General features: G+C 67.5%; 15 protein-coding genes. 8 read left to right on the plus strand and 7 right to left on the minus strand.

Features of this window, described 5'->3' with window-relative positions:
• Positions 1 to 126: 126 nt before the first annotated feature.
• Positions 127 to 1,623 carry an aminotransferase class III-fold pyridoxal phosphate-dependent enzyme gene (locus E5790_RS00945; protein ID WP_049408221.1) on the plus strand — a complete coding sequence of 499 codons (1,497 nt, stop codon included), beginning with the start codon at positions 127 to 129 and terminating at the stop codon, positions 1,621 to 1,623.
• Positions 1,624 to 1,816: 193 nt separating this feature from the next.
• Entirely contained in the window at positions 1,817 to 2,410 is a 594-nt protein-coding gene (locus E5790_RS00950; protein WP_111205976.1) for a TIGR00730 family Rossman fold protein, read from the plus strand.
• 19 nt (positions 2,411 to 2,429) lie between these two features.
• On the opposite strand, the gene E5790_RS00955 is transcribed toward E5790_RS00950, so the two are convergent.
• Positions 2,430 to 5,270, minus strand: coding sequence for an EAL domain-containing protein (locus E5790_RS00955; RefSeq protein ID WP_053495809.1), 2,841 nt, complete (start codon positions 5,268 to 5,270; stop codon positions 2,430 to 2,432).
• 247 nt (positions 5,271 to 5,517) lie between these two features.
• On the opposite strand from E5790_RS00955, the gene E5790_RS00960 reads away from it, so the two are divergent.
• The 5 genes from E5790_RS00960 (at position 5,518) to E5790_RS00980 (ending at position 9,698) form a co-directional block, all read left to right on the plus strand.
• Positions 5,518 to 6,036, plus strand: coding sequence for an RNA polymerase sigma factor (locus tag E5790_RS00960; protein WP_229653773.1), 519 nt, complete (start codon positions 5,518 to 5,520; stop codon positions 6,034 to 6,036).
• On the plus strand, positions 6,033 to 7,031 hold the full coding sequence (locus tag E5790_RS00965; RefSeq protein ID WP_069117164.1) for a hypothetical protein: 999 nt from the start codon (positions 6,033 to 6,035) through the stop codon (positions 7,029 to 7,031). Before E5790_RS00960 ends, E5790_RS00965 begins: the two co-directional genes overlap by 4 nt.
• Before the next feature lie 40 nt (positions 7,032 to 7,071).
• The gene (locus tag E5790_RS00970) at positions 7,072 to 7,668 is read left to right on the plus strand and encodes a YigZ family protein (RefSeq protein WP_032960562.1); all 597 of its coding nucleotides are present in this window, start codon (positions 7,072 to 7,074) and stop codon (positions 7,666 to 7,668) included.
• A complete protein-coding gene (locus E5790_RS00975; protein WP_111205975.1) occupies positions 7,661 to 9,433 on the plus strand; it encodes an ABC transporter transmembrane domain-containing protein in 1,773 nt (590 codons plus the stop codon). The genes E5790_RS00970 and E5790_RS00975 overlap by 8 nt, the downstream gene beginning before the upstream one ends.
• 70 nt (positions 9,434 to 9,503) lie before the next feature.
• On the plus strand, positions 9,504 to 9,698 hold the full coding sequence (locus E5790_RS00980) for a hypothetical protein (protein ID WP_014646818.1): 195 nt from the start codon (positions 9,504 to 9,506) through the stop codon (positions 9,696 to 9,698).
• Positions 9,699 to 9,917: 219 nt separating this feature from the next.
• Here E5790_RS00980 and E5790_RS00985 read toward each other — a convergent pair whose 3' ends face one another.
• The 3 genes from E5790_RS00985 to E5790_RS00995 form a co-directional block, all read right to left on the minus strand.
• On the minus strand, positions 9,918 to 11,042 hold the full coding sequence (locus E5790_RS00985; RefSeq protein ID WP_111205974.1) for a prephenate dehydrogenase: 1,125 nt from the start codon (positions 11,040 to 11,042) through the stop codon (positions 9,918 to 9,920).
• On the minus strand, positions 11,039 to 11,947 hold the full coding sequence (pdxY, locus tag E5790_RS00990) for a pyridoxal kinase (protein WP_014646816.1): 909 nt from the start codon (positions 11,945 to 11,947) through the stop codon (positions 11,039 to 11,041). The genes E5790_RS00985 and pdxY overlap by 4 nt, the downstream gene beginning before the upstream one ends.
• A gap of 619 nt (positions 11,948 to 12,566) precedes the next feature.
• Positions 12,567 to 13,766: an MFS transporter gene (locus E5790_RS00995; protein ID WP_041863321.1), complete on the minus strand. Its 1,200-nt coding sequence runs from the start codon at positions 13,764 to 13,766 to the stop codon at positions 12,567 to 12,569.
• 72 nt (positions 13,767 to 13,838) lie between these two features.
• Between E5790_RS00995 and E5790_RS01000 the strand changes: the two genes are divergently transcribed.
• Positions 13,839 to 14,636 (plus strand): helix-turn-helix transcriptional regulator, encoded by a 798-nt coding sequence (locus E5790_RS01000; RefSeq protein WP_014646814.1) that lies wholly within the window; start codon positions 13,839 to 13,841, stop codon positions 14,634 to 14,636.
• Between the two features lie 60 nt (positions 14,637 to 14,696).
• Here E5790_RS01000 and dnaJ read toward each other — a convergent pair whose 3' ends face one another.
• From dnaJ to grpE, 3 genes are all read right to left on the minus strand, one after another.
• Positions 14,697 to 15,821 (minus strand): molecular chaperone DnaJ, encoded by a 1,125-nt coding sequence (gene dnaJ / locus E5790_RS01005; RefSeq protein ID WP_014036853.1) that lies wholly within the window; start codon positions 15,819 to 15,821, stop codon positions 14,697 to 14,699.
• A 154-nt stretch (positions 15,822 to 15,975) separates the two neighbouring features.
• Complete coding sequence (gene dnaK, locus E5790_RS01010; protein WP_014646813.1) at positions 15,976 to 17,898, minus strand: molecular chaperone DnaK; 1,923 nt, start codon at positions 17,896 to 17,898, stop codon at positions 15,976 to 15,978.
• 182 nt (positions 17,899 to 18,080) lie between these two features.
• A complete protein-coding gene (gene grpE, locus E5790_RS01015; protein WP_014646812.1) occupies positions 18,081 to 18,596 on the minus strand; it encodes a nucleotide exchange factor GrpE in 516 nt (171 codons plus the stop codon).
• Positions 18,597 to 18,654 lie beyond the last annotated feature (58 nt).

An 18,654-nucleotide genomic window follows, 5' to 3' on the forward strand; every position in this document is an offset into this window, starting at 1 on the left:
ATCGCGCAAAAAAACAAGTGCTAGCATCGAGTCGGAAGTCCGCTGCACGAGCCTGCCCCCAAGCGCGCGTTGACGCGCGTTTTGCTTTTGAAGGCCCGTGCGACCCATCGTTTCAGGAGATCTGCAATGAGCTTCATCGAACGCCTCGCCCCCCTGCGCACCCAGCCCGGCACCCGCCTCACCACCGGCCTGGACGACGCCACCCTGACCGCCCTGTCCGTCCGCCACCCGCAGCTGATCGCCGCAGTGGATGCCGCCGCCGAGGAGTTCGCGCGCGTGCAGGCCGACCTGGGGCCGCTGCTGGCGCAGGACGAACAGGCGCAGATCGACGCGATGCAGGACGGCTTCGTCAATTTCTACGCCGATGATGCAGTGACCCCGTACGTGGCGCTGGCCGCGCGTGGCCCCTGGGTGGTCACCCTGAAGGGCGCGGTGCTGTACGACGCCGGCGGCTACGGCATGCTCGGCTTCGGGCACACCCCGGATGCCGTGCTGGAGGCGATGGCACGCCCACAGGTGATGGCCAACATCATGACCCCCAGCCTGTCGCAGCAGCGCTTCATCACGGCCCTGCGCGCCGAGATCGGCCACCGCCGTGGCGGCTGCCCGTTCGCGCGCTTCATGTGCCTGAATTCCGGCTCCGAGGCGGTTGGCCTGGCCGCGCGCATCGCCGACGTCAACGCCAAGCTGCAGACCGACCCGGGCGCGCGCCACGCCGGCGCCACGATCAAGCGCGTGGTGGTCAAGGGCAGCTTCCATGGCCGTACCGACCGCCCTGCCCTGTATTCCGATTCCAGCCGCAAGAGCTACATGCAGCACCTGGCCAGCTACCGCGGCGAGGATTCGGTGATCACCGTGGCGCCGTACGACGAGACCGGCCTGCGCAAGGTGTTCGAGGACGCCGCACGCAACCAGTGGTTCATCGAGGCGGTGTTCCTGGAACCGGTAATGGGCGAAGGCGACCCGGGCCGTTCGGTGCCGCCGGCGTTCTATGCCGTGGCCCGTGAGCTGACCCGTGCGCACGGCAGCCTGCTGCTGCTGGACTCGATCCAGGCTGGTCTGCGCGCGCATGGCGTGCTGTCGGTGGTCGATTACCCGGGCTTCGAAGGCCTGGATCCGCCGGACATGGAGACCTACTCCAAGGCGCTCAACGCCGCGCAGTACCCGCTGTCGGTGCTGGCGGTGACCGAGCACGCCGCGCAGCTGTACCGCAAGGGCATCTACGGCAACACCATGACCAGCAACCCACGCGCGCTGGACGTGGCCTGTGCCACCCTGGCGCAGCTGACCCCGCAGGTGCGTGCCAACATCGCCGAACGCGGTGCCGAGGCCGTGCGCAAGCTGGAACAGCTCAAGAGCGAACTGGGTGGCCTGATCACCAAGGTGCAGGGCACCGGCCTGCTGTTCTCCTGCGAGCTGGCCCCGCAGTTCAAGTGCTACGGCGCCAATTCCACCGAGGAATGGCTGCGCCAGCACGGCATCAACGTGATCCACGGCGGCGAGAATTCGCTGCGCTTCACCCCGCACTTCGGCATGGACAGCGATGAGCTGGACCTGCTGGTCGGCATGGTGGGCCGCGCCCTGCGTGAAGGCCCGCGCCGCGAACAGGCGGCTGCCGCGTAAGCCTGCTTGGCGTTTGTAGAGTCGAGCCATGCTCGACTCAGCCTTTGCCGCGATCTGAACGAAGCGCAGCCGAGCGTGGCTCGGCTCTACAGAAGGCCTGTCAAGGCCTCATAATCCACCGACACCCCGTCCCTGACCGCCCTGCGGTTGGCGACGGGGCGTTTTCGTTTCCGGCCAAGAGACAGGAAGATCCATGAAATCGATCTGTGTGTACTGTGGTTCCAACGCTGGCAGCAAGCCGGCCTACACCGAACGCGCCATTGCCCTGGGTGATCGCATCGCCCGTGACGGCCTGCGCCTGGTGTATGGCGGCGGCAACGTCGGCCTGATGGGAACCGTGGCCAATGCCGTGCTCGCCGCCGGCGGGGAGGTGACCGGCGTGATCCCGCGCCAGCTGGCCGACTGGGAAGTGGCCCACCGCGGCCTGACCGAACTGGAGATCGTCGGTTCGATGCATGAGCGCAAGTCGCGCATGTTCGACCTCGCCGATGGCTTCATCGCCCTGCCCGGCGGCTTCGGCACCATGGAAGAGATCTTCGAGATGCTGACCTGGCGCCAGCTGGGCATCGGCAACAAGCCATGCGCCTTCCTCGACGTGGAAGGCTTCTACGCCCCGCTGATCGGCATGATCGATCGCATGGTGGAAGAGCGCTTCCTGCATCCGGACCAGCGCCAGGACCTGTGGTACGGCTCGGACATCGAGGAAATGCTGGAGTGGATGCAGAACTATCAGCCGGCCCAGGCTTCCAAGTGGATCGACGAGAAGCGTCGCTCCGCCCTGCGCTGAGGCGACCCGGCGCGGTGGCTCAGGCCACCGCGCCGTCCCACGGCGCCGGGCGGCCCAGCAGGTAGCCCTGGCCGTAGTCGCAACCAAGTTCGCGCAGCGTCTGCCGCTGCGCTTCGGTCTCGATGCCTTCGCCGATGGTTTCGATGCCCAAGGTGCGGGCCAGTGACAGCACGCCCTCGACCAGCGCGCGCGTGCTCTGCACTTCCGGCCCATGCAGGCCGGCGATGAAGCTCTGGTCGATCTTCAACGTGCTGATCGGGAAGCGGTGCAGGTAGGACAGCGCCGAGAAGCCGGTACCGAAATCGTCCAGCTGCACCTGGATGCCACGCTCGCGCAGGCCCTGCAGGATGCGCAGCGTGTGCGGGCCATCATCCAGCAGCGCCACCTCGGTAATCTCCAGGCGCAGCCGGCGCGGGTCGGCACCGCATGCATCGAGCAGACCGAACAGGCGGCCACTGAACTCGGCCGAGCGGAAATGGCGTGGCGATACGTTCACCGAGACATAGCCGTGGCCGCCTTCGGCCAGTCCCGCGATGACCTGTTCGTAGATCAGCCAGTCGACCTGCTCGATCAGGCCGCTTTCCTCGCCCAGCTCCAGGAACGCCCCGGGCAGCAACAGGCCACGACGCTCGTGGCGCCAGCGCAGCAAGGCCTCGTGCCCCACCACTTCGCCATCGGACAGGCGCACGATCGGCTGGTAGAACGGCACGAAGTCGCGGTTGTTGATCGCACGCCGCAGATCCGCTTCCAGGTCCAGGCTGCGCATCGCTTCTTCGCGCATGTCTTCGTCGAAGATCGCGCAGCGGTCATGACCCTGCGCCTTGGCCCGGTACATCGCCGCGTCTGCGTCGCGCAGCAGTTCTTCACCGGTCCGGTAGCGCGGGTTCCACAAGGCGATGCCCAGGCTGCCGGACGGGAACAGTTCGCGCCCGGCGATCCACATCGATTCCTGCAGTGCCAGCAACAGCCGCTGGCCGAACTCCAGCGCCTGTGCCAGCCCCTGCGGACACTGCAGCAGCACCGCGAACTCATCGCCGCCCAGCCGCGCCACCACGTCATCGGTGCCGGCCATCGATACGATGCGCTTGGCCACCTCCACCAGCATGCGATCGCCGGCAGCGTGGCCGATGCTGTCGTTGACCAGCTTGAAGCGGTCCAGGTCGAGGAACAGCACGGCGAACACCGGCCCACCCTCGCGCTTGGCCAGCGCCAGCGCATCCTGCAGGCGATCGAGCAGGTGCAGGCGGTTGGGCAGGCCGGTCAGCGCATCGTGCATGGCCTGATGGGTCAGGCGCTGCTCGGCACGCAGGCGCTCGCCGATCTGCCCGAGCAGCTTCTCGTTGACCTCGGCCAGCTCGCGGGTACGTTCCTCCACGCGCTTTTCCAGCTCGGCATGCGCCGAACGCAGCTGCTGCTGGTCGCGCTGGCGCGCCAGCCCGGTTCCGATGTTCTGTGCAACGAAGGTCAACAAGCGCTGATCGTGCACGCTGAACGTGCTGTTCTCGCTGTAGCTCTGCACCACGATCGCGCCGACCACCTCGTCATCGCGCAGCAGCGGCACACCCAGCCAGCAATGCGAACGTGCGCCCGATTCGCGCACTTCACCGCTGGCCAGCAGTGCGTCGATCTGCTGCCGCGAAGCCAGCAACGGACGCCGGTTGCGCACTACGTACTCGGTCAGGCCGCGGCTGAACGGGCGTGGCGCACGGCTGGCGTTGTGCTCGTCCACCGAGTAGACGAAGTCCAGGCCGCTGCCGGCCCCGTTCACCAGCGCGATATAGAAATTGCGCGCGTCAAGCAGGCGCCCGACCACGCCATGCACCTGCCCGTAGAACTGGGCCAGGCTGTCGGCCGACATCGCCATCTCGGCGATGTTGTACAGCGCGGTCTGCAGCTGCTCTGCGCGGCGGCGCTCGGCCACTTCATCCTGCAGGCTGTGGTTGGCACGCTGCAGCTCCAGCGTGCGCCGCTCCACCTGCTGTTCCAGCCGGACCTGCGCCTGGCGCCGGTCCATCGCGGTCTGCACGTGCTGCGCGACAAAACCCAGCAGCGCCCGCTCGGCCTCGCCATAACGGGCCGCCAGCTCATAGCTCTGCACCACGATGGCGCCGCATACCCGGCCATCGCGCAGCATCGGCACGCCCAGCCAGTCCAGGCTCTCCGGTCCACGCTGCGGGTCGTGCTCCTGCTCGACCACGCGCGCCAGCAACTCGCGCGAGGGGCCGCTGAGCGGCTTGCCGTGGCGCAGCAACGCCACGGTCAGGCTGCGCGGCATCTCATCGGCGTCATGGCTCTGCGACGGATCGGCGACGAAGTCATCGACCTGGTCGGCGAAGTACAGGAAGCGGATCTGGTCGCGGACATCGTCGTACTCGACGATGTAGCAGTTTTCCGCGTACATCAGCGTGCCAAGCACGCCGTGCACGTGACGCAGCATCTCCGACATCTCGAGGTCGGCGCCAGCCAGATCGGCGATCTGGAACAGCGCCTGCTGCAGCCGTTCAGCTTCTTCCAGCGCCTTGATCTGCCCGGCCTGGCGACCGCGCTGCAGCGCCAGCTCCATGGCCTGCCGGGCCAGCCCCCACCACGCCGCTGAAGGCACGGCACCTTCGACCGACAACTGCAGGCGGGCACCGTCATATTCCCAGCCATGGCAACCGTTGCCCACGCCGGGCACCGTCAACGCGTCGGCCGCCGCGACAGCCGGCCAGCCGCCCTGTCCGCGGCCCAGCTGCGGGTCATCCCAGCCAACGCGGACCACGGCCGAGTCCGGCAGCAGCGCATGCAATGCGCGCACCAGCGCCGCGCTCAGCACGGCCTCGTGTGGTGGCTCTTCCGCCGGTTCAACGTGCGTGGACAAATGACAATCTCTCGGCGCCGTCTGTGCGTCGCCTCCCCTGAGCCGCCGAGCATAGCGCGCCACCCGGGGGGCAATGGAAGCCCGTAAACCCCGAATCGTGCGCCCGTACGTTTTTCCTCCTGCCCGTAGCCGCTTCCACGCCATGAACCTCGCCCTGCCCGCCCCCGTCACCGGCTATGCGCCACCGCCTGCAGGCCTTACCCTGTACGCCGTGGAAGCCAGCGCACTGCCAACCGATGAAGCCTTGATGCTGGCCTGGGCCGGTGGCGACCTGCGCGCGTTCGAAAGCCTGTATGCACGCCATCGCAAGCGCCTGTTCGGCTTCCTGCTGCGGCAACTGCGCGACAACGCGTTGGCCGAGGAGATCTTCCAGGATGTCTGGCAGCGGGTGATCAGCGCGCGCGCGGGCTGGCAGCCTGACGCTGCATTCAGCACCTGGCTGTTCCGCATCGCCCACAACCGCCTGAACGACCACTGGCGGGCCGCTCGCCATCGCCCTGCCGCACCGGCCGACGCCGACCTGCGCCTGGCCGCGATCGAGGACGGGCAGACCCCGGAAGCCGAGCTTTCCGAATTCGAACAACGTCGCCGCATCCAGCTGGCGATGGAGCAACTGCCGCCCGAGCAGCGCGAAGTGCTGCAGCTGCGGCTGGATCAGGAACTGAGCCTGGAGGAGATCGGCCAGATCACCGGCGTAGGCCGGGAAACCGTGAAATCGCGGCTGCGCTATGCGATGGACAAGCTGCGTGCGGGATTGAACGCATGAACCGAGACGAACCGCTGACGCCGGAAGAACGCGAGCTGGCGCGCCTGCTCGGCCGTCGCGTCGAACAGGCCCCGCCGGCCGCGCTGGACGCCACCATCCTGGCCGCGGCGCGCGCTGCCGTGCACGCACCGGCGGCCGATGCTGCTGTCCCCGCCGAGGCGCCGCGCAGGCAGCGCACACGTCCGCGTTGGCCGGCGGTGTTCGGCATCGCCGCCTCGATGGTGTTCGCCATCGGCATCGCCTGGCAGCTGCGCCCGGAACCGCCGCCGGTTCCGGCAGGCGAGGCCGCTGTTGCCGCGGCGCCCGCTGCGGCAGACGTCGCGGCCGCCGATCAGGCCGCGGGGAGCAGTCCAGCCGACAGCGCGGTTGCCGCATCGGAAACGGCCACCGAACCTGCAGCACCCGAGGCGGCCCCTGTTGCCGCTCCCCCGGCGCCGTCCGTCGCGCGGGTAGCCAAGCCTGCGCCGACCGAGACTGCTGAAGCTCCGGCCCAGGCTGCACGATCGATGGCGGCGGATGCGGCCGCCGATACGTCCTTTGCGGCGCTCCCGCCTGGTCCGGCCACCGCACCGGCAGCGGCACCGCCCGCGCCTCCCGCACCGGCTGCCTATTCGGCACCTGCACCGGCATTGGCGCCGGCCCCGGCAGGGGCGCTGAAAGCACGCACCGCCGAGGCGCCAGTGGCCAACGCTGCCGATGCAGAACGGGCGCAGGCACTGGATCGGGTAGAGATCACCTCGATGAAGCGGCAGGCCCCGAGCCGCTCCGCGCCCGGCGTCATGCGCCGCGGCGCCGACGCGCGGCTCAGTGCGGATGCCGTGCAGGCCGAGGTGGACGCCGATGCACAGCTGCCGCGACGGCAGTGGCTGCAGAAGATCCGCGCGCGCCGCGATGACGGCCAGCGCGACCTGGCCCGCGCCAGCCTGGAGCGCTATGTGCAGCAGTATCCGGAAGCACGCCTGCCGCGCGACCTGCGCCCGCTGCTGGACGACTGAAGCGGGCAGTGACCTCCGGCGACCCCGTAGAATGGCGGGAATGCCCGATACCCTCGCCCAGCCGGTAAGCCACACGCTGGAAGTCAAACACAGCCGCTTCATTGCCCATGCCGCGCCGATCGATGGCGCCGCGGCAGCATTGGCGTTCCTGCAACAGGTGGCCGTAGCCGACGCAACCCACAACTGCTGGGCCTACCGGCACGGCCAGGACTACCGCTCCAGTGACGATGGCGAGCCCGCCGGCACCGCTGGGCGGCCGATCCTGGCTGCGATCGACGGCCAGGGCTTCGACCGGGTGATGGTGGTCGTGACGCGCTGGTTCGGCGGCATCAAGCTGGGCGCCGGTGGACTGGTGCGCGCCTACGGTGGCGCCGCCGCCGAATGCCTGCGTACCGCCCCGCGCTTGCCGCTGGTGGCGATGGCCCGGCTGCAGCTGTTGGCCGGCTTCGAGGATCTGGGCACCCTGCATGCCACCCTTCCCAGCTTCGGCGCCGTGAAGCGCGATGAACAGTTCGATGCCAACGGCGTGTGCCTGCGGGTCGAATTGCCGGCCGATCAGGTCGATGCATTGAAAATCCGCCTGCGCGACGCCACCCGTGACCGTATCCGCATACAAGACGACGACCAGGATGACTGACAAGGACGACGCCCCCGCCTCGGCCCCACCGCTGCGCCGCCTCGGCAGCCTGAGGACGCTGTGGCCGTTCGTGCGCCGCCACAGCGGGCTGTTCACCGCCTGGCTGCTGGCGCTGGCGGTCTCTTCGGCCGCCACGCTGAGCCTGCCCCCCGCCGTGAAGCAGATGATCGACCACGGCTTCACCAGCGGTGGCCAGATCAACCGTGCCTTCGCCCTGCTGATGCTGGTGGCGGTGGTGCTGGCACTGGCAACGGCCGCACGGTTCTTCTTCGTGTCGCTGCTTGGCGAAAAAGTCGTGGCCGACCTGCGCAGCCGCCTGTACGCACACCTGATCCAGCTCGGTGCCGGTTTCCATGACCGCAGCCGTAGCGGCGAACTGGTCTCGCGCCTGACCGCTGACAGCGAACTGCTGCGCAGCGTGGTCGGCTCGACCATGTCGGTCGCCCTGCGCAGCAGCGTCACCGTGGTCGGCAGCCTGGCCATGCTGTTCGTCACCAGCCCCAGGCTGGCGGCATGGTCGCTGCTCGGCATCCCACTGGCGGTACTGCCGATCATCATCGGCGCGCGCAAGCTGCGCACGGTTGCACGCAGCAGCCAGGACCGCATCGCCGATGCCAACAGCTTGGCCAGCGAGACGCTGGGCGCCGTGCGCACGGTGCAGGCACATGCACGCGAGCCTTACGAGCGCGGACGCTTCGACAAGGCACTGGGCGATGCCATCGGCGCCGCGCGCCGACGCATCGGTGCGCAGTCGCTGGTCACCGCCAGCGCCATCCTGCTGGTGTTCGGCGCCATCGTTGGCGTGCTGTGGCTGGGCGCGCACGATGTCATCGACGGGCGCCTCAGTGCCGGCACGCTGGGGCAGTTCGTGCTGTACGCGCTGATCGGCGGCGGCTCGGTGGGCGCGCTGGCCGAAGTGTGGAACGAACTGCAGCGTGCAGCCGGTGGCATGGGCCGCATTGGCGAGCTGCTGCAGGAAGACATCGAGATCCGTGCGCCGGCGCAGCCGCACATTCTGCCGCAACCATTGCGCGGCGAAATCCAGTTCGACGACGTGGTGTTCCACTATCCGCAACGTCCGGACCAGGCCGCGCTGGACCACTTCAACCTGCATGTCCGCCCGGGCGAGACGGTGGCCCTGGTCGGCCCGTCGGGCGCGGGCAAGAGCACGGTGCTGTCGATGCTGCTGCGCTTCCACGATCCGGCCAGCGGCCGCATCTGCGTGGATGGCATCGACGTTCGCCAGGTCGATCCGGCCGAGCTGCGCGCGCAGCTGGCGCTGGTGCCGCAGCAGCCGACGCTGTTCGCGGCCAGTGCGCGCGACAACATCCGCTATGGCCGCCTGCAGGCCAGTGACGCCGAGGTCGAAGCTGCCGCGCGTGCGGCCGAGGCCGACGGCTTCCTGCGCGCGTTGCCGCAGGGCTACGACAGTGAGCTGGGCGAACGCGGTGCGCGCCTGTCCGGTGGCCAGCAGCAGCGCGTGGCGATTGCCCGCGCACTGCTGAAGGACGCGCCGATCCTGCTGCTCGATGAAGCCACCAGCGCGCTGGACGCACAGAGCGAGCACAGCGTGCAGCAGGCGCTGGAGCGGCTGATGGCCGGTCGCACCACGCTGGTCATCGCCCACCGCCTGGCCACCGTGCTCAAGGCCGACCGCATCGTGGTGATGGACCAGGGCCGCATCGTCGCCGAAGGTACCCATGCCCAGCTTCTGGCCGAAGGCGGACTGTACGCTGAACTGGCACGACTGCAGTTCATCGATTGATGACGGCCGGCTAACATCGGCCGGACCAAGCTGGCCTCGCATCAGCAGCATCCGCTGAAGGAGGTACGCGATGTCGTTCCGTCAGTTCCCTGCAGTCGACAGCAATGGCGAAAGCCACATCATCATCGAGTTCAAGCCCGAGGCGAATGGCAGCGGGCATCACTCTGAATCCACGCCGCGTTACGAGCTGGATGACGGGCGTCATCTGGTTCGCAATGGCCGCGAATTCACCACCAGCGGTGGCGAACTGCGGTTGATGATCTAGCGCTGCCCACCTTGGTGGGCACTGGCCGTGTCGCCCTGCTCTGGTAGGTGTCGACCTCGGTCGACACGCGCTTTGCCAAGGGCAGTCGAGCACGGCTCGACTCCACAAGAAGGCGTGATCAATTTTTCACCAAGCATCTTGACAGCCTTGCCTGACAAGGGCTGCGCAGGGTTATCCACACGTTTGCTCAGAAACCATCCACACCGCCTGTGGATGAATTCAGCCCAGCACCCGTCCGATGCCGCTGGCGTCCACGTCGGCCGCGGCCCGGGTGATCGCCGCCGGATCGCTGCCGGCCACGAATCCGATGCGGAAGTGCACTTCACCGCCGGGCGTGCGCGAGGAATGGATCGAAGCCAGGCTGATGCCATGCTGCTCGAACACGTTCAACAGCTCGCGCAGCGAGCCAGGCCGGTCCTCCGGCAGGTGCACCGACAGCGCGTTGCGCTCGGTCAGATCGGCCAGCAGATACCCCACGCGTTCGAACGTGTAGTTGCCATCCGCCAGGGCCTGCTCGCCGAAGGCACTGCGATTGGCTGACAGCAGCTGCTCACGGAATGCAGCCCGTGCGCCGTCGTCGCCCTGTCCGACCTGCACCTGCAGGGCCTGCAGCTGCCCCACCAGCCGCTCCAGCATCGGCGCCACGTACGGGTTGCCGAACTGGATGTCTTCGTAGATCGCCGGATTCAGCGACAGGATGCGCGAGATGATCGCCGTGTCCAGCTCGAACGACGCCGAACGGTACGGCATCATCGCGGCCAGATCGCCCAGCTGCGGCTGGTACTGGCGCAGCACGCCTGCCTGCGCCAGGTGGGTGGCATGCACCATCGCCTGCACCAGCGCCATCATCTGGTCGTGGTGCTGCGGCGTCGCGCGCACGCACTCGGCCTGCAGCGCGGTGCACAGCGTATCGACCCATGCCCGCCAGTGCTGCAGCCGCGCTTCGCAGACCACCAACACCCGCCCCTTCAGGGTCGGCGCCTTGGGTGGCGCGGTCATCGGGTGCAGTCCGACCACTTCGGCCTGCGAGGCCAGCATCGCCTGCACCGGTGCCTCCTTTACCGAGGTCACATCCAGCCACAGCCTGCCCTGCTCGCGGCCCGCCGATTGCCGCACGTACTCGGCGATCAACGCCGGCGTGTGCCGGATCGGTGCCGAGAACACCAGTACATCGGCCTGCGCCAGCAGGTGTTCCGGCGTGTGCGAGTCCGGGTCGGCCGGGTCATGGCCGATCACCTGCAGCTGCAGGTGCTGCTGGAAGAAGCGGCACAGCCAGCGCCCATAGGCACCAGCACTGCCGACGATGCCGACCGTGCGCGGCGTGCGTGGATCCAGGCCGCTCATGCCACGCGTTCAGCGCGGAAGCGCGTTCCTTCGGCCAGCGCCGCCGGCGCGGCAGCGATCACGTCAAACTCCTCGAAGCCGTTGTCCAGGGTCGCCTCCAGCGCCGCATGGGTGCCGGCAATCGCGCGCGAAATCGCCTGCTGCATCGACTCACCGCGCAGCAGGAACGACACCACCAGCGACATCAGCACGTCACCGGTACCGGCCACGTCCACCGGCAGCAGCGGTGAGGTCCAGCGCCAGGTTTCCTCGTGCCCGACCGCCAGGGTGACCAGCTCACCCGGGTTGCCGCCTACGCTGTGCGCGATCACCCAGTGCGGGCCACGATCCAGCAGCGTGCGCGCGGCGGCGATGGCATCGGCCTCGGCCAGTGCCGGCATGCCGGTCAGGCGATTCAGTTCGAAGGCATTGGGCGTCACCAGCCAGGCGTGCGGCAGCAGGCGCTCGGCGAAGATCGCTTCCAGGCCCGGTTCCACGTAGGGTCCGGTATGGGTATCACCGATCACCGGGTCCAGGCAGTAACGCAGCTGTGGGCAGGCCGGCAGGATGTTGTCCAGCCAGTCGGCGAAGGCCGCACCGTTGGCGGTGCTGCCGAAGTAGCCGGACACCAGCATCTTCGCCCGCTGCGGCAGGCCACGCTCGTGGGTACCCAGCAGCAGGTCGGCAAACCAGTCGGCGGGCAGCACGCGGCCCCGCGTAGTGTCGTAGAACGGCGCATTGCTCAGCAGCACGGTCGGGATTTCGGCGACGCGCACGCCCAGTGCGCGCATCGGCGGGACGGCGGCACTGTTGCCGGCGTGGCCGTACACAAGTTGCGACTGGACCGAGATGACATCGATCGGCGACGGCCCATCCGGCCGCTGGCGGCGGCCGTGGACCAGGTGGTTATCAAGGGATTCGCTCATGGCCGCATTCTACGCCCAAGGGAGTTTTCGGCAGGGCTTGCAGCCCTGCACCTGCCGAAGGCGAAGCCGAAGCAAGATCAAGAGCCGCATTCCGTGGGATGGCGGGGCGGTGTGGGTGGTCAGGACACGCCGTAAACCCCCCTCCGGGGTCCGGCCCAGCCGCTGGCGGCTGTGCGTTCGGGCGCTTGCGAAGCAGTGCTTCGCAAGCGAAGCGCCCTCACCCATGGGGGCTCGATGGCGCCATCCATGGCGCCAACGGTCCTGCCCACCCACACCGCCCCGCCTCTGACAGATTCCCGCGACTTTTGGTGGGTGCCGACCGTTGGTCGGCACATCTGTGGGATACCGAAATAAATCGGGGTCAGATCCGTTTTCCTTCGGAAAACGGATCTGACCCCACGAGCTGTTCCGACAGATCGCGGAAAGCCGTCGAAGGCGGGGTGGGTCCGGTTGAGGGGGCGTGAGCCGCATGGATGCGGTGACCGAGCTTACATGGACGTACTTGCAGCGTCCCCCTCAACCGGACCCACCCCGCCATCCCACGGATAGCCAGCTTCTGCTGTTGACGTTGACGTTGCTTCGGCAGGTGCAGGGCTGCAAGCCCTGCAACCCAACCCCCTCAGTGAGCAGCAGGCCGCGACGGTGGCAGCCACGCTGCGACGATACCGAGCAGTGGCAGGAACGCGGTCAGCTGATAGACGAATTCAATGCTGGTCCTGTCTGCCAGCATGCCCAGCACGGCCGCGCCAAGCCCGCCCATACCGAATGCAAAGCCGAAGAACAGGCCGGACACCATGCCGATGCGGTGCGGCATCATCTCCTGCGCGTACACCACGATGGCCGAGAACGCCGAGGAGAGCACGAAGCCGATCAGCACTGCCAGCACTGTGGTCCATAGCAGATCGGCGTGCGGCAGCATCAGCGCGAACGGGGCCACGCCGAGGATCGAGGTCCAGATGATCGGCTTGCGGCCGATGCGGTCACCCAGCGGGCCGCCGAGGAAACCACCGGCGGCAGACGCCACCAGGAACGCGAACAGATGCAGTTGCGCCTGTGCCACCGGAATGCCGAAGTGGTGGATCAGGTAGAAGGTGAAGTAGCTGCCGATGCTGGCCATGTAGAAGTACTTGCTGAAGATCAGCACCAGCAGGATCGCCAGCACCTTGGCCACGGTGCGCGACGAATGCCGCGGGGCCATAGACGCGGTGCTGGCCGGACGCGGTGTGCCCAGGTGCAGTGCATACCAGCGGCCAACATAGGTCAGCAGCGCGATGCCGATCAGCGCGGCGCCGGCAAACCATGATGCGGCACGCTGGCCATACGGCACGATCACGGCCGCAGCGATCAACGGCCCCAGCGCGGTACCGAAGTTGCCACCCACCTGGAACACCGACTGCGCGAAGCCATGGCGACCGCCCGAGGCCAGCCGGGCGATGCGCGAGGCCTCCGGGTGGAAGATGGCCGAACCAATGCCGACCATCGCCGCAGCCATCAGCACCACCGCGTAGTTCGGCGCAAAGCCGAGCAGCAGCATGCCGCACAGGGTCGAGGCCATACCGATCGGCAGCGAGTACGGTGCCGGGCGGCGGTCGGTGGCCATGCCGATCAACGGCTGGAAGATCGACGCGGTGAGCTGGTAGGTCAGCGTGATCAGGCCGATCTGGGTGAAGCTGAGGTTGAAGCCGCCCTTGATCACCGGATAGATGGCCAGGATCAGCGACTGCATCATGTCGTTGACGACATGCGAGGTGGAGATGGCGGCCAGCACGCCGGGAGCCACCGGGCGTGAGGTCGTTGCGGGAGAAGCCAGGGTCGACATGGACACAGTCAGGTTGGGGGCGAGCCACGCATGCTACGGTGGGCCCCCACTCCCTTCTGCCGCGTTCGGGTCATGGCCTATCGCAAAAAGGACACTCCCTGCCCGATCCGCGAGACCGCGCCGTGGAACGAAGTGCCGGTACACCGCCCGGTGACCAGCCGCGCCCGGCACTACCCGCCCGGTACCCACATCGCGCCACACCGGCATCGCCGTCACCAACTGGTCTTCGCCATGTCCGGCCTGATGGTGGTGCGCGCGGACGGTGGCCGCTGGGTCGTGCCCTCCACCCGCGCGATCTGGGTTCCGGCCGGTATGGTGCATGCGGTGGACTGCATCGCCGAGGTGCACATGCGCAGCCTGTACGTGGAACCGGACTTCGCGCCGCAACTGCCGGATGGGGCGTTCGCAGTACAGGTGGCGCCGCTGCTGCGCGAACTACTGCTGGCGGCCAGCCTGATCGAGTCCGCGCACGTGGACGACAGCCGCGACGGTCGCGTGGTGCGCCTGCTGCTGGACGAGCTGCACCGCATGGACGTGCTGCCGCTGCACCTGCCGTCGCCCACCGACCCGCGCCTGCAGAGAATCTGCCAGCACATCCAGAAGCATCCCGCCGACGACGCCACGCTGCAGGACTGGGCCCAGGCCCTGCAGGTGGACGTGAAGACCATCCAGCGCCATTTCGCCGGCGAACTGGGCATGACCTTCGGGCAGTGGCGGCAGCAGGCGCGCCTGCTGGCCGCTCTGGAGCGGCTGGCAGTCGGCGACAAGGTCATCGATGTGGCGCTGGCGATGGGCTACGACAGCCCCAGCGCGTTCACCAGCATGTTCAAGCGCCAACTGGGGCAGACGCCCGCGGCGTTTTTCCGCTGATCGCAAACGAAAACGCCGGGCATGGCCCGGCGCTACCGCTCAACGCTTCGGTTGAAAAACTCAGGACGTCATCCGGTCCCAGAAGCCCTTCACGCCATCCATGAACGTCGCCGACTTCGGCGAATGCTTGCGTGCTTCCTCGCCGACAAAGGTGGCTTCGAACTGCTCCAGCAGCTTGCGCTGTTCGTTGGTGAGGTTGACCGGGGTCTCCACCACCACGCGGCAGTACAGGTCGCCCTCGCTGCGGCTGCGCACCGAACGCACGCCCTTGCCGCGCAGGCGGAACAGCTTGCCGGTCTGGGTCTCGGCCGGGATGCGGATTTCCGCTTCGCCGCCGAGGGTCGCCACGCGTACGGTGTCGCCCAGCGCTGCCTGCGAGATGCGGATCGGCACTTCGCAGTGCAGGTCGTCGCCATCGCGCTGGAAGATCGCATGCTCGCGCACGCGCACTTCCACGTACAGGTCACCCGGCGGCGTACCGGCCGGACCCGCCTCACCTTCACCCTGCAAGCGGATGCGGTCGCCGGTATCGACGCCCGCCGGCACCTTCACCGACAGCACCTTGTCTTCCTCGACACGGCCGTTGCCGTGGCAGGTCTTGCAGGGCTTGGCGATGATCTGCCCACGGCCGCCGCAGTTGTGGCAGGCCTGCTGCATGGCGAAGATGCCGCGCTGGATGCGCACCTGGCCGCGGCCATGGCACACATTGCAGGTTTCGACCTTGCCGTCTTCGGAGCCACTGCCATCGCAGTCGCCGCACTCGGCCAGGGTCGGGATCTCGATGCGGCGCTCAACGCCGCGTACCGCTTCTTCCAGGTCCAGCTCCATCACGTAGCCGATGTCGGCGCCGCGACGGGCCTGGCGCGGCCCACCGCCGCCCCCGCCAAAAATGTTGCCGAAGATATCGCCGAAGATATCGTTCATGTCCGGGCCGCCCGGACCACCACCGCCCATGCCGTGCTCGAACGCGGCGTGGCCGTGGCTGTCGTACATGCGGCGCTTGTTGCCATCGGACAGCACTTCGTAGGCTTCCTTGCACTCCTTGAAGGAGGCTTCGGCCGCCGCATCACCCGGGTTGCGGTCCGGGTGGAACTTCATCGCACAGCGACGGTAGGCCTTCTTCAGCTCGTCGTCGGTGGCGGTGCGGGCAACGCCCAGCACTTCGTAGTAATCGCGCTTGCTCATATGGTGAATCTGGTTCCGGAAAGTCGGGATTCGTCAAAGCGGAAGAGCGGAACCAGGTCCGCTCTTGCGTCGGGCGCCCCGACACGCCGGTGGGCGGTCAGGACCCTGATGCGACAACGGGACGCTGATGGCCAGCGTCCCGTGTCGGTCCGGATCAGGACTTCTTGTCGTCCTTGACTTCGGTGAACTCGGCGTCGACCACGTCGTCCTGCGCCTTGCCGGCGTTGCCGGCGTCGGCACCCGGGGCACCGCCCTGGTCGGCCGAAGCAGCGGCGAACAGCGACTGGCCGGCTTCCTCCAGCACCTTCGACTTGGCTTCGATCTGTGCCTTGTCGTCACCCTTCATCGCGGTTTCCAGGTCGGCCAGGGCCGCCTCGACCTTGCCGATGACATCGCCGCCGACCTTGCTGCCGTGCTCGGTGATGGCACTGCGGGTGCCGTGGATCAGGGCATCGGCCTGATTGCGGGCCTGCACCAGCTCCTGGAACTTCTTGTCTTCTTCGCGGTTGGCTTCCGCGTCGGCGACCATGCGTGCGATCTCTTCCTCGGACAGGCCCGAACCGGCCTTGATCTCGACCTTCTGTTCCTTGTTGGTCTTCTTGTCCTTGGCCGACACGTGCAGGATGCCGTTGGCGTCGATGTCGAAGGACACTTCCACCTGCGGCAGGCCACGCGGAGCCGGCTCGATGCCGGACAGGTCGAACTTGGCCAGCGACTTGTTGAAGCGGGCCTGCTCGCGCTCACCCTGCAGCACGTGCACGGTCACGGCCGACTGGTTGTCCTCGGCGGTGGAGAACACCTGCGAGGCCTTGGTCGGGATGGTGGTGTTCTTCTCGATGATCTTGGTGAACACGCCGCCCATGGTTTCGATACCCAGCGACAGCGGGGTCACGTCCAGCAGCAGCACGTCCTTGACGTCGCCGCCCAGCACGCCGCCCTGGATCGCAGCGCCCAGTGCCACGGCTTCGTCCGGGTTGACGTCCTTGCGCGGTTCCTTGCCGAAGAATTCGGTCACCGCCTGCTGCACCTTCGGCATGCGGGTCTGGCCACCGACCAGGATCACTTCGCTGATGTCGCTCGAACGCAGGCCGGCATCGTTCAGGGCGACGCGGCACGGCTCGATCGACTTCTTGATCAGGTCTTCCACCAGTGCTTCCAGCTTGGCGCGGGTCAGCTTGATGTTCAGGTGCTTCGGACCCGAGGCGTCAGCGGTGACGTACGGCAGGTTCACTTCGGTCTGCTGGGCGCTGGACAGCTCGATCTTGGCGCGCTCGGCAGCGTCCTTCAGGCGCTGCAGGGCCAGCGGATCCTTGCGCAGGTCGATGCCCTGGTCCTTGTTGAATTCTTCAACCAGGTACTCGATGACGCGGTTGTCGAAGTCTTCGCCGCCCAGGAAGGTGTCGCCGTTGGTGGCCAGCACTTCGAACTGCTTCTCGCCGTCGACGTTGGCGATCTCGATCACCGAGACGTCGAAGGTGCCGCCGCCCAGGTCGTACACCACGATCTTGCGATCCTTGTTGTCGCCCTTGTCCAGGCCATAGGCCAGCGCGGCCGCGGTCGGCTCGTTGATGATGCGCTTGACGTCCAGGCCGGCGATGCGGCCGGCATCCTTGGTCGCCTGGCGCTGGCTGTCGTTGAAGTAGGCCGGCACGGTGATGACCGCTTCGGTGACCTTCTCACCGAGGAAGTCCTCGGCGGTCTTCTTCATCTTCTCCAGCACCTTGGCCGAGATTTCCTGCGGGGCCATCTTCTTGCCATCGCTGGTCGACACCCAGGCATCGCCGTTGTCATGGGCCAGGATGCTGTACGGGACGTGGGCGATGTCCTTCTGCACTTCGGCGTCGGTGAACTTGCGGCCGATCAGGCGCTTCACCGCGTAGAAGGTGTTCTTCGGGTTGGTGACGGCCTGGCGCTTGGCCGAGGCGCCCACCAGGACTTCGCCGTCCTTGGTGTAGGCGACGATCGACGGGGTGGTGCGATCGCCTTCCGAATTCTCGATGACGCGGGCCTTGCCGCCGTCCATGATCGCCACGCACGAGTTGGTGGTGCCGAGGTCGATACCAATGATCTTGCCCATGGGGGAGACTCCTGAGGATGCTTGTTGGGGTCAGTCCGGCCGTTCGGCCGGTGGATGAATACGATGTGGGGGAGGCTCGTGGAACATTCAAGCCATCTCCCGAACGCTGTGTTTCCGGTCGCCCGGCGCGTTCAGCGTCGGGCCGGGTGACGGGACATTCCCGCCTTCCGGCCCTGGAGGGGTCAGTCGGCGGCCACCACCACCAGCGCCGGCCGCAGCAGGCGCTCGTTGAGCAGGTAACCCTTCTGGAACACGGTCACCACGCTGCCCGGGGCGGCGTCTGGGGCCGGCACCTGGCTGATGGCCTGGTGGTGTTCCGGGTTGAACGGCTGGCCGATCGGGTCCAGCAGGACCAGCCCGTTGTCGGCGGCAACCTTCAGCAGCTGCTTGTAGGTCAGCTCCAGGCCCTCGCGCAGCGGATGCGGGTCATCGCCGGCCGCCTTCAAGCCGGCATCCAGGCTGTCGAACACCGGCAGCAGCTCGCCCAGCAGCTTCTCGTTGGCGAACTTGCGGGCCTGCTCGATGTCACGGGCAACGCGCTTGCGCTGGTTCTCGAGGTCGGCGCGCTCACGCAGCGCATCGGCCTTGATCTGCTCGACCTCGGCGCGCAGGCGCTCCACTTCGTCGTTGACGCCGGCGGCGGCGGCCGCATCGGCGGCAGTCTGCTGGGATTCGATATCTGGATGTTCGTGGTTCATGTCTGGGTCCCTGGCGGTCAGTCTCCGCCTCCACCCACCCTAGTGTGGGCGGGATGCT

This window comes from Stenotrophomonas sp. PAMC25021, assembly GCF_004795795.1.
Taxonomy (GTDB): domain Bacteria; phylum Pseudomonadota; class Gammaproteobacteria; order Xanthomonadales; family Xanthomonadaceae; genus Stenotrophomonas; species Stenotrophomonas muris.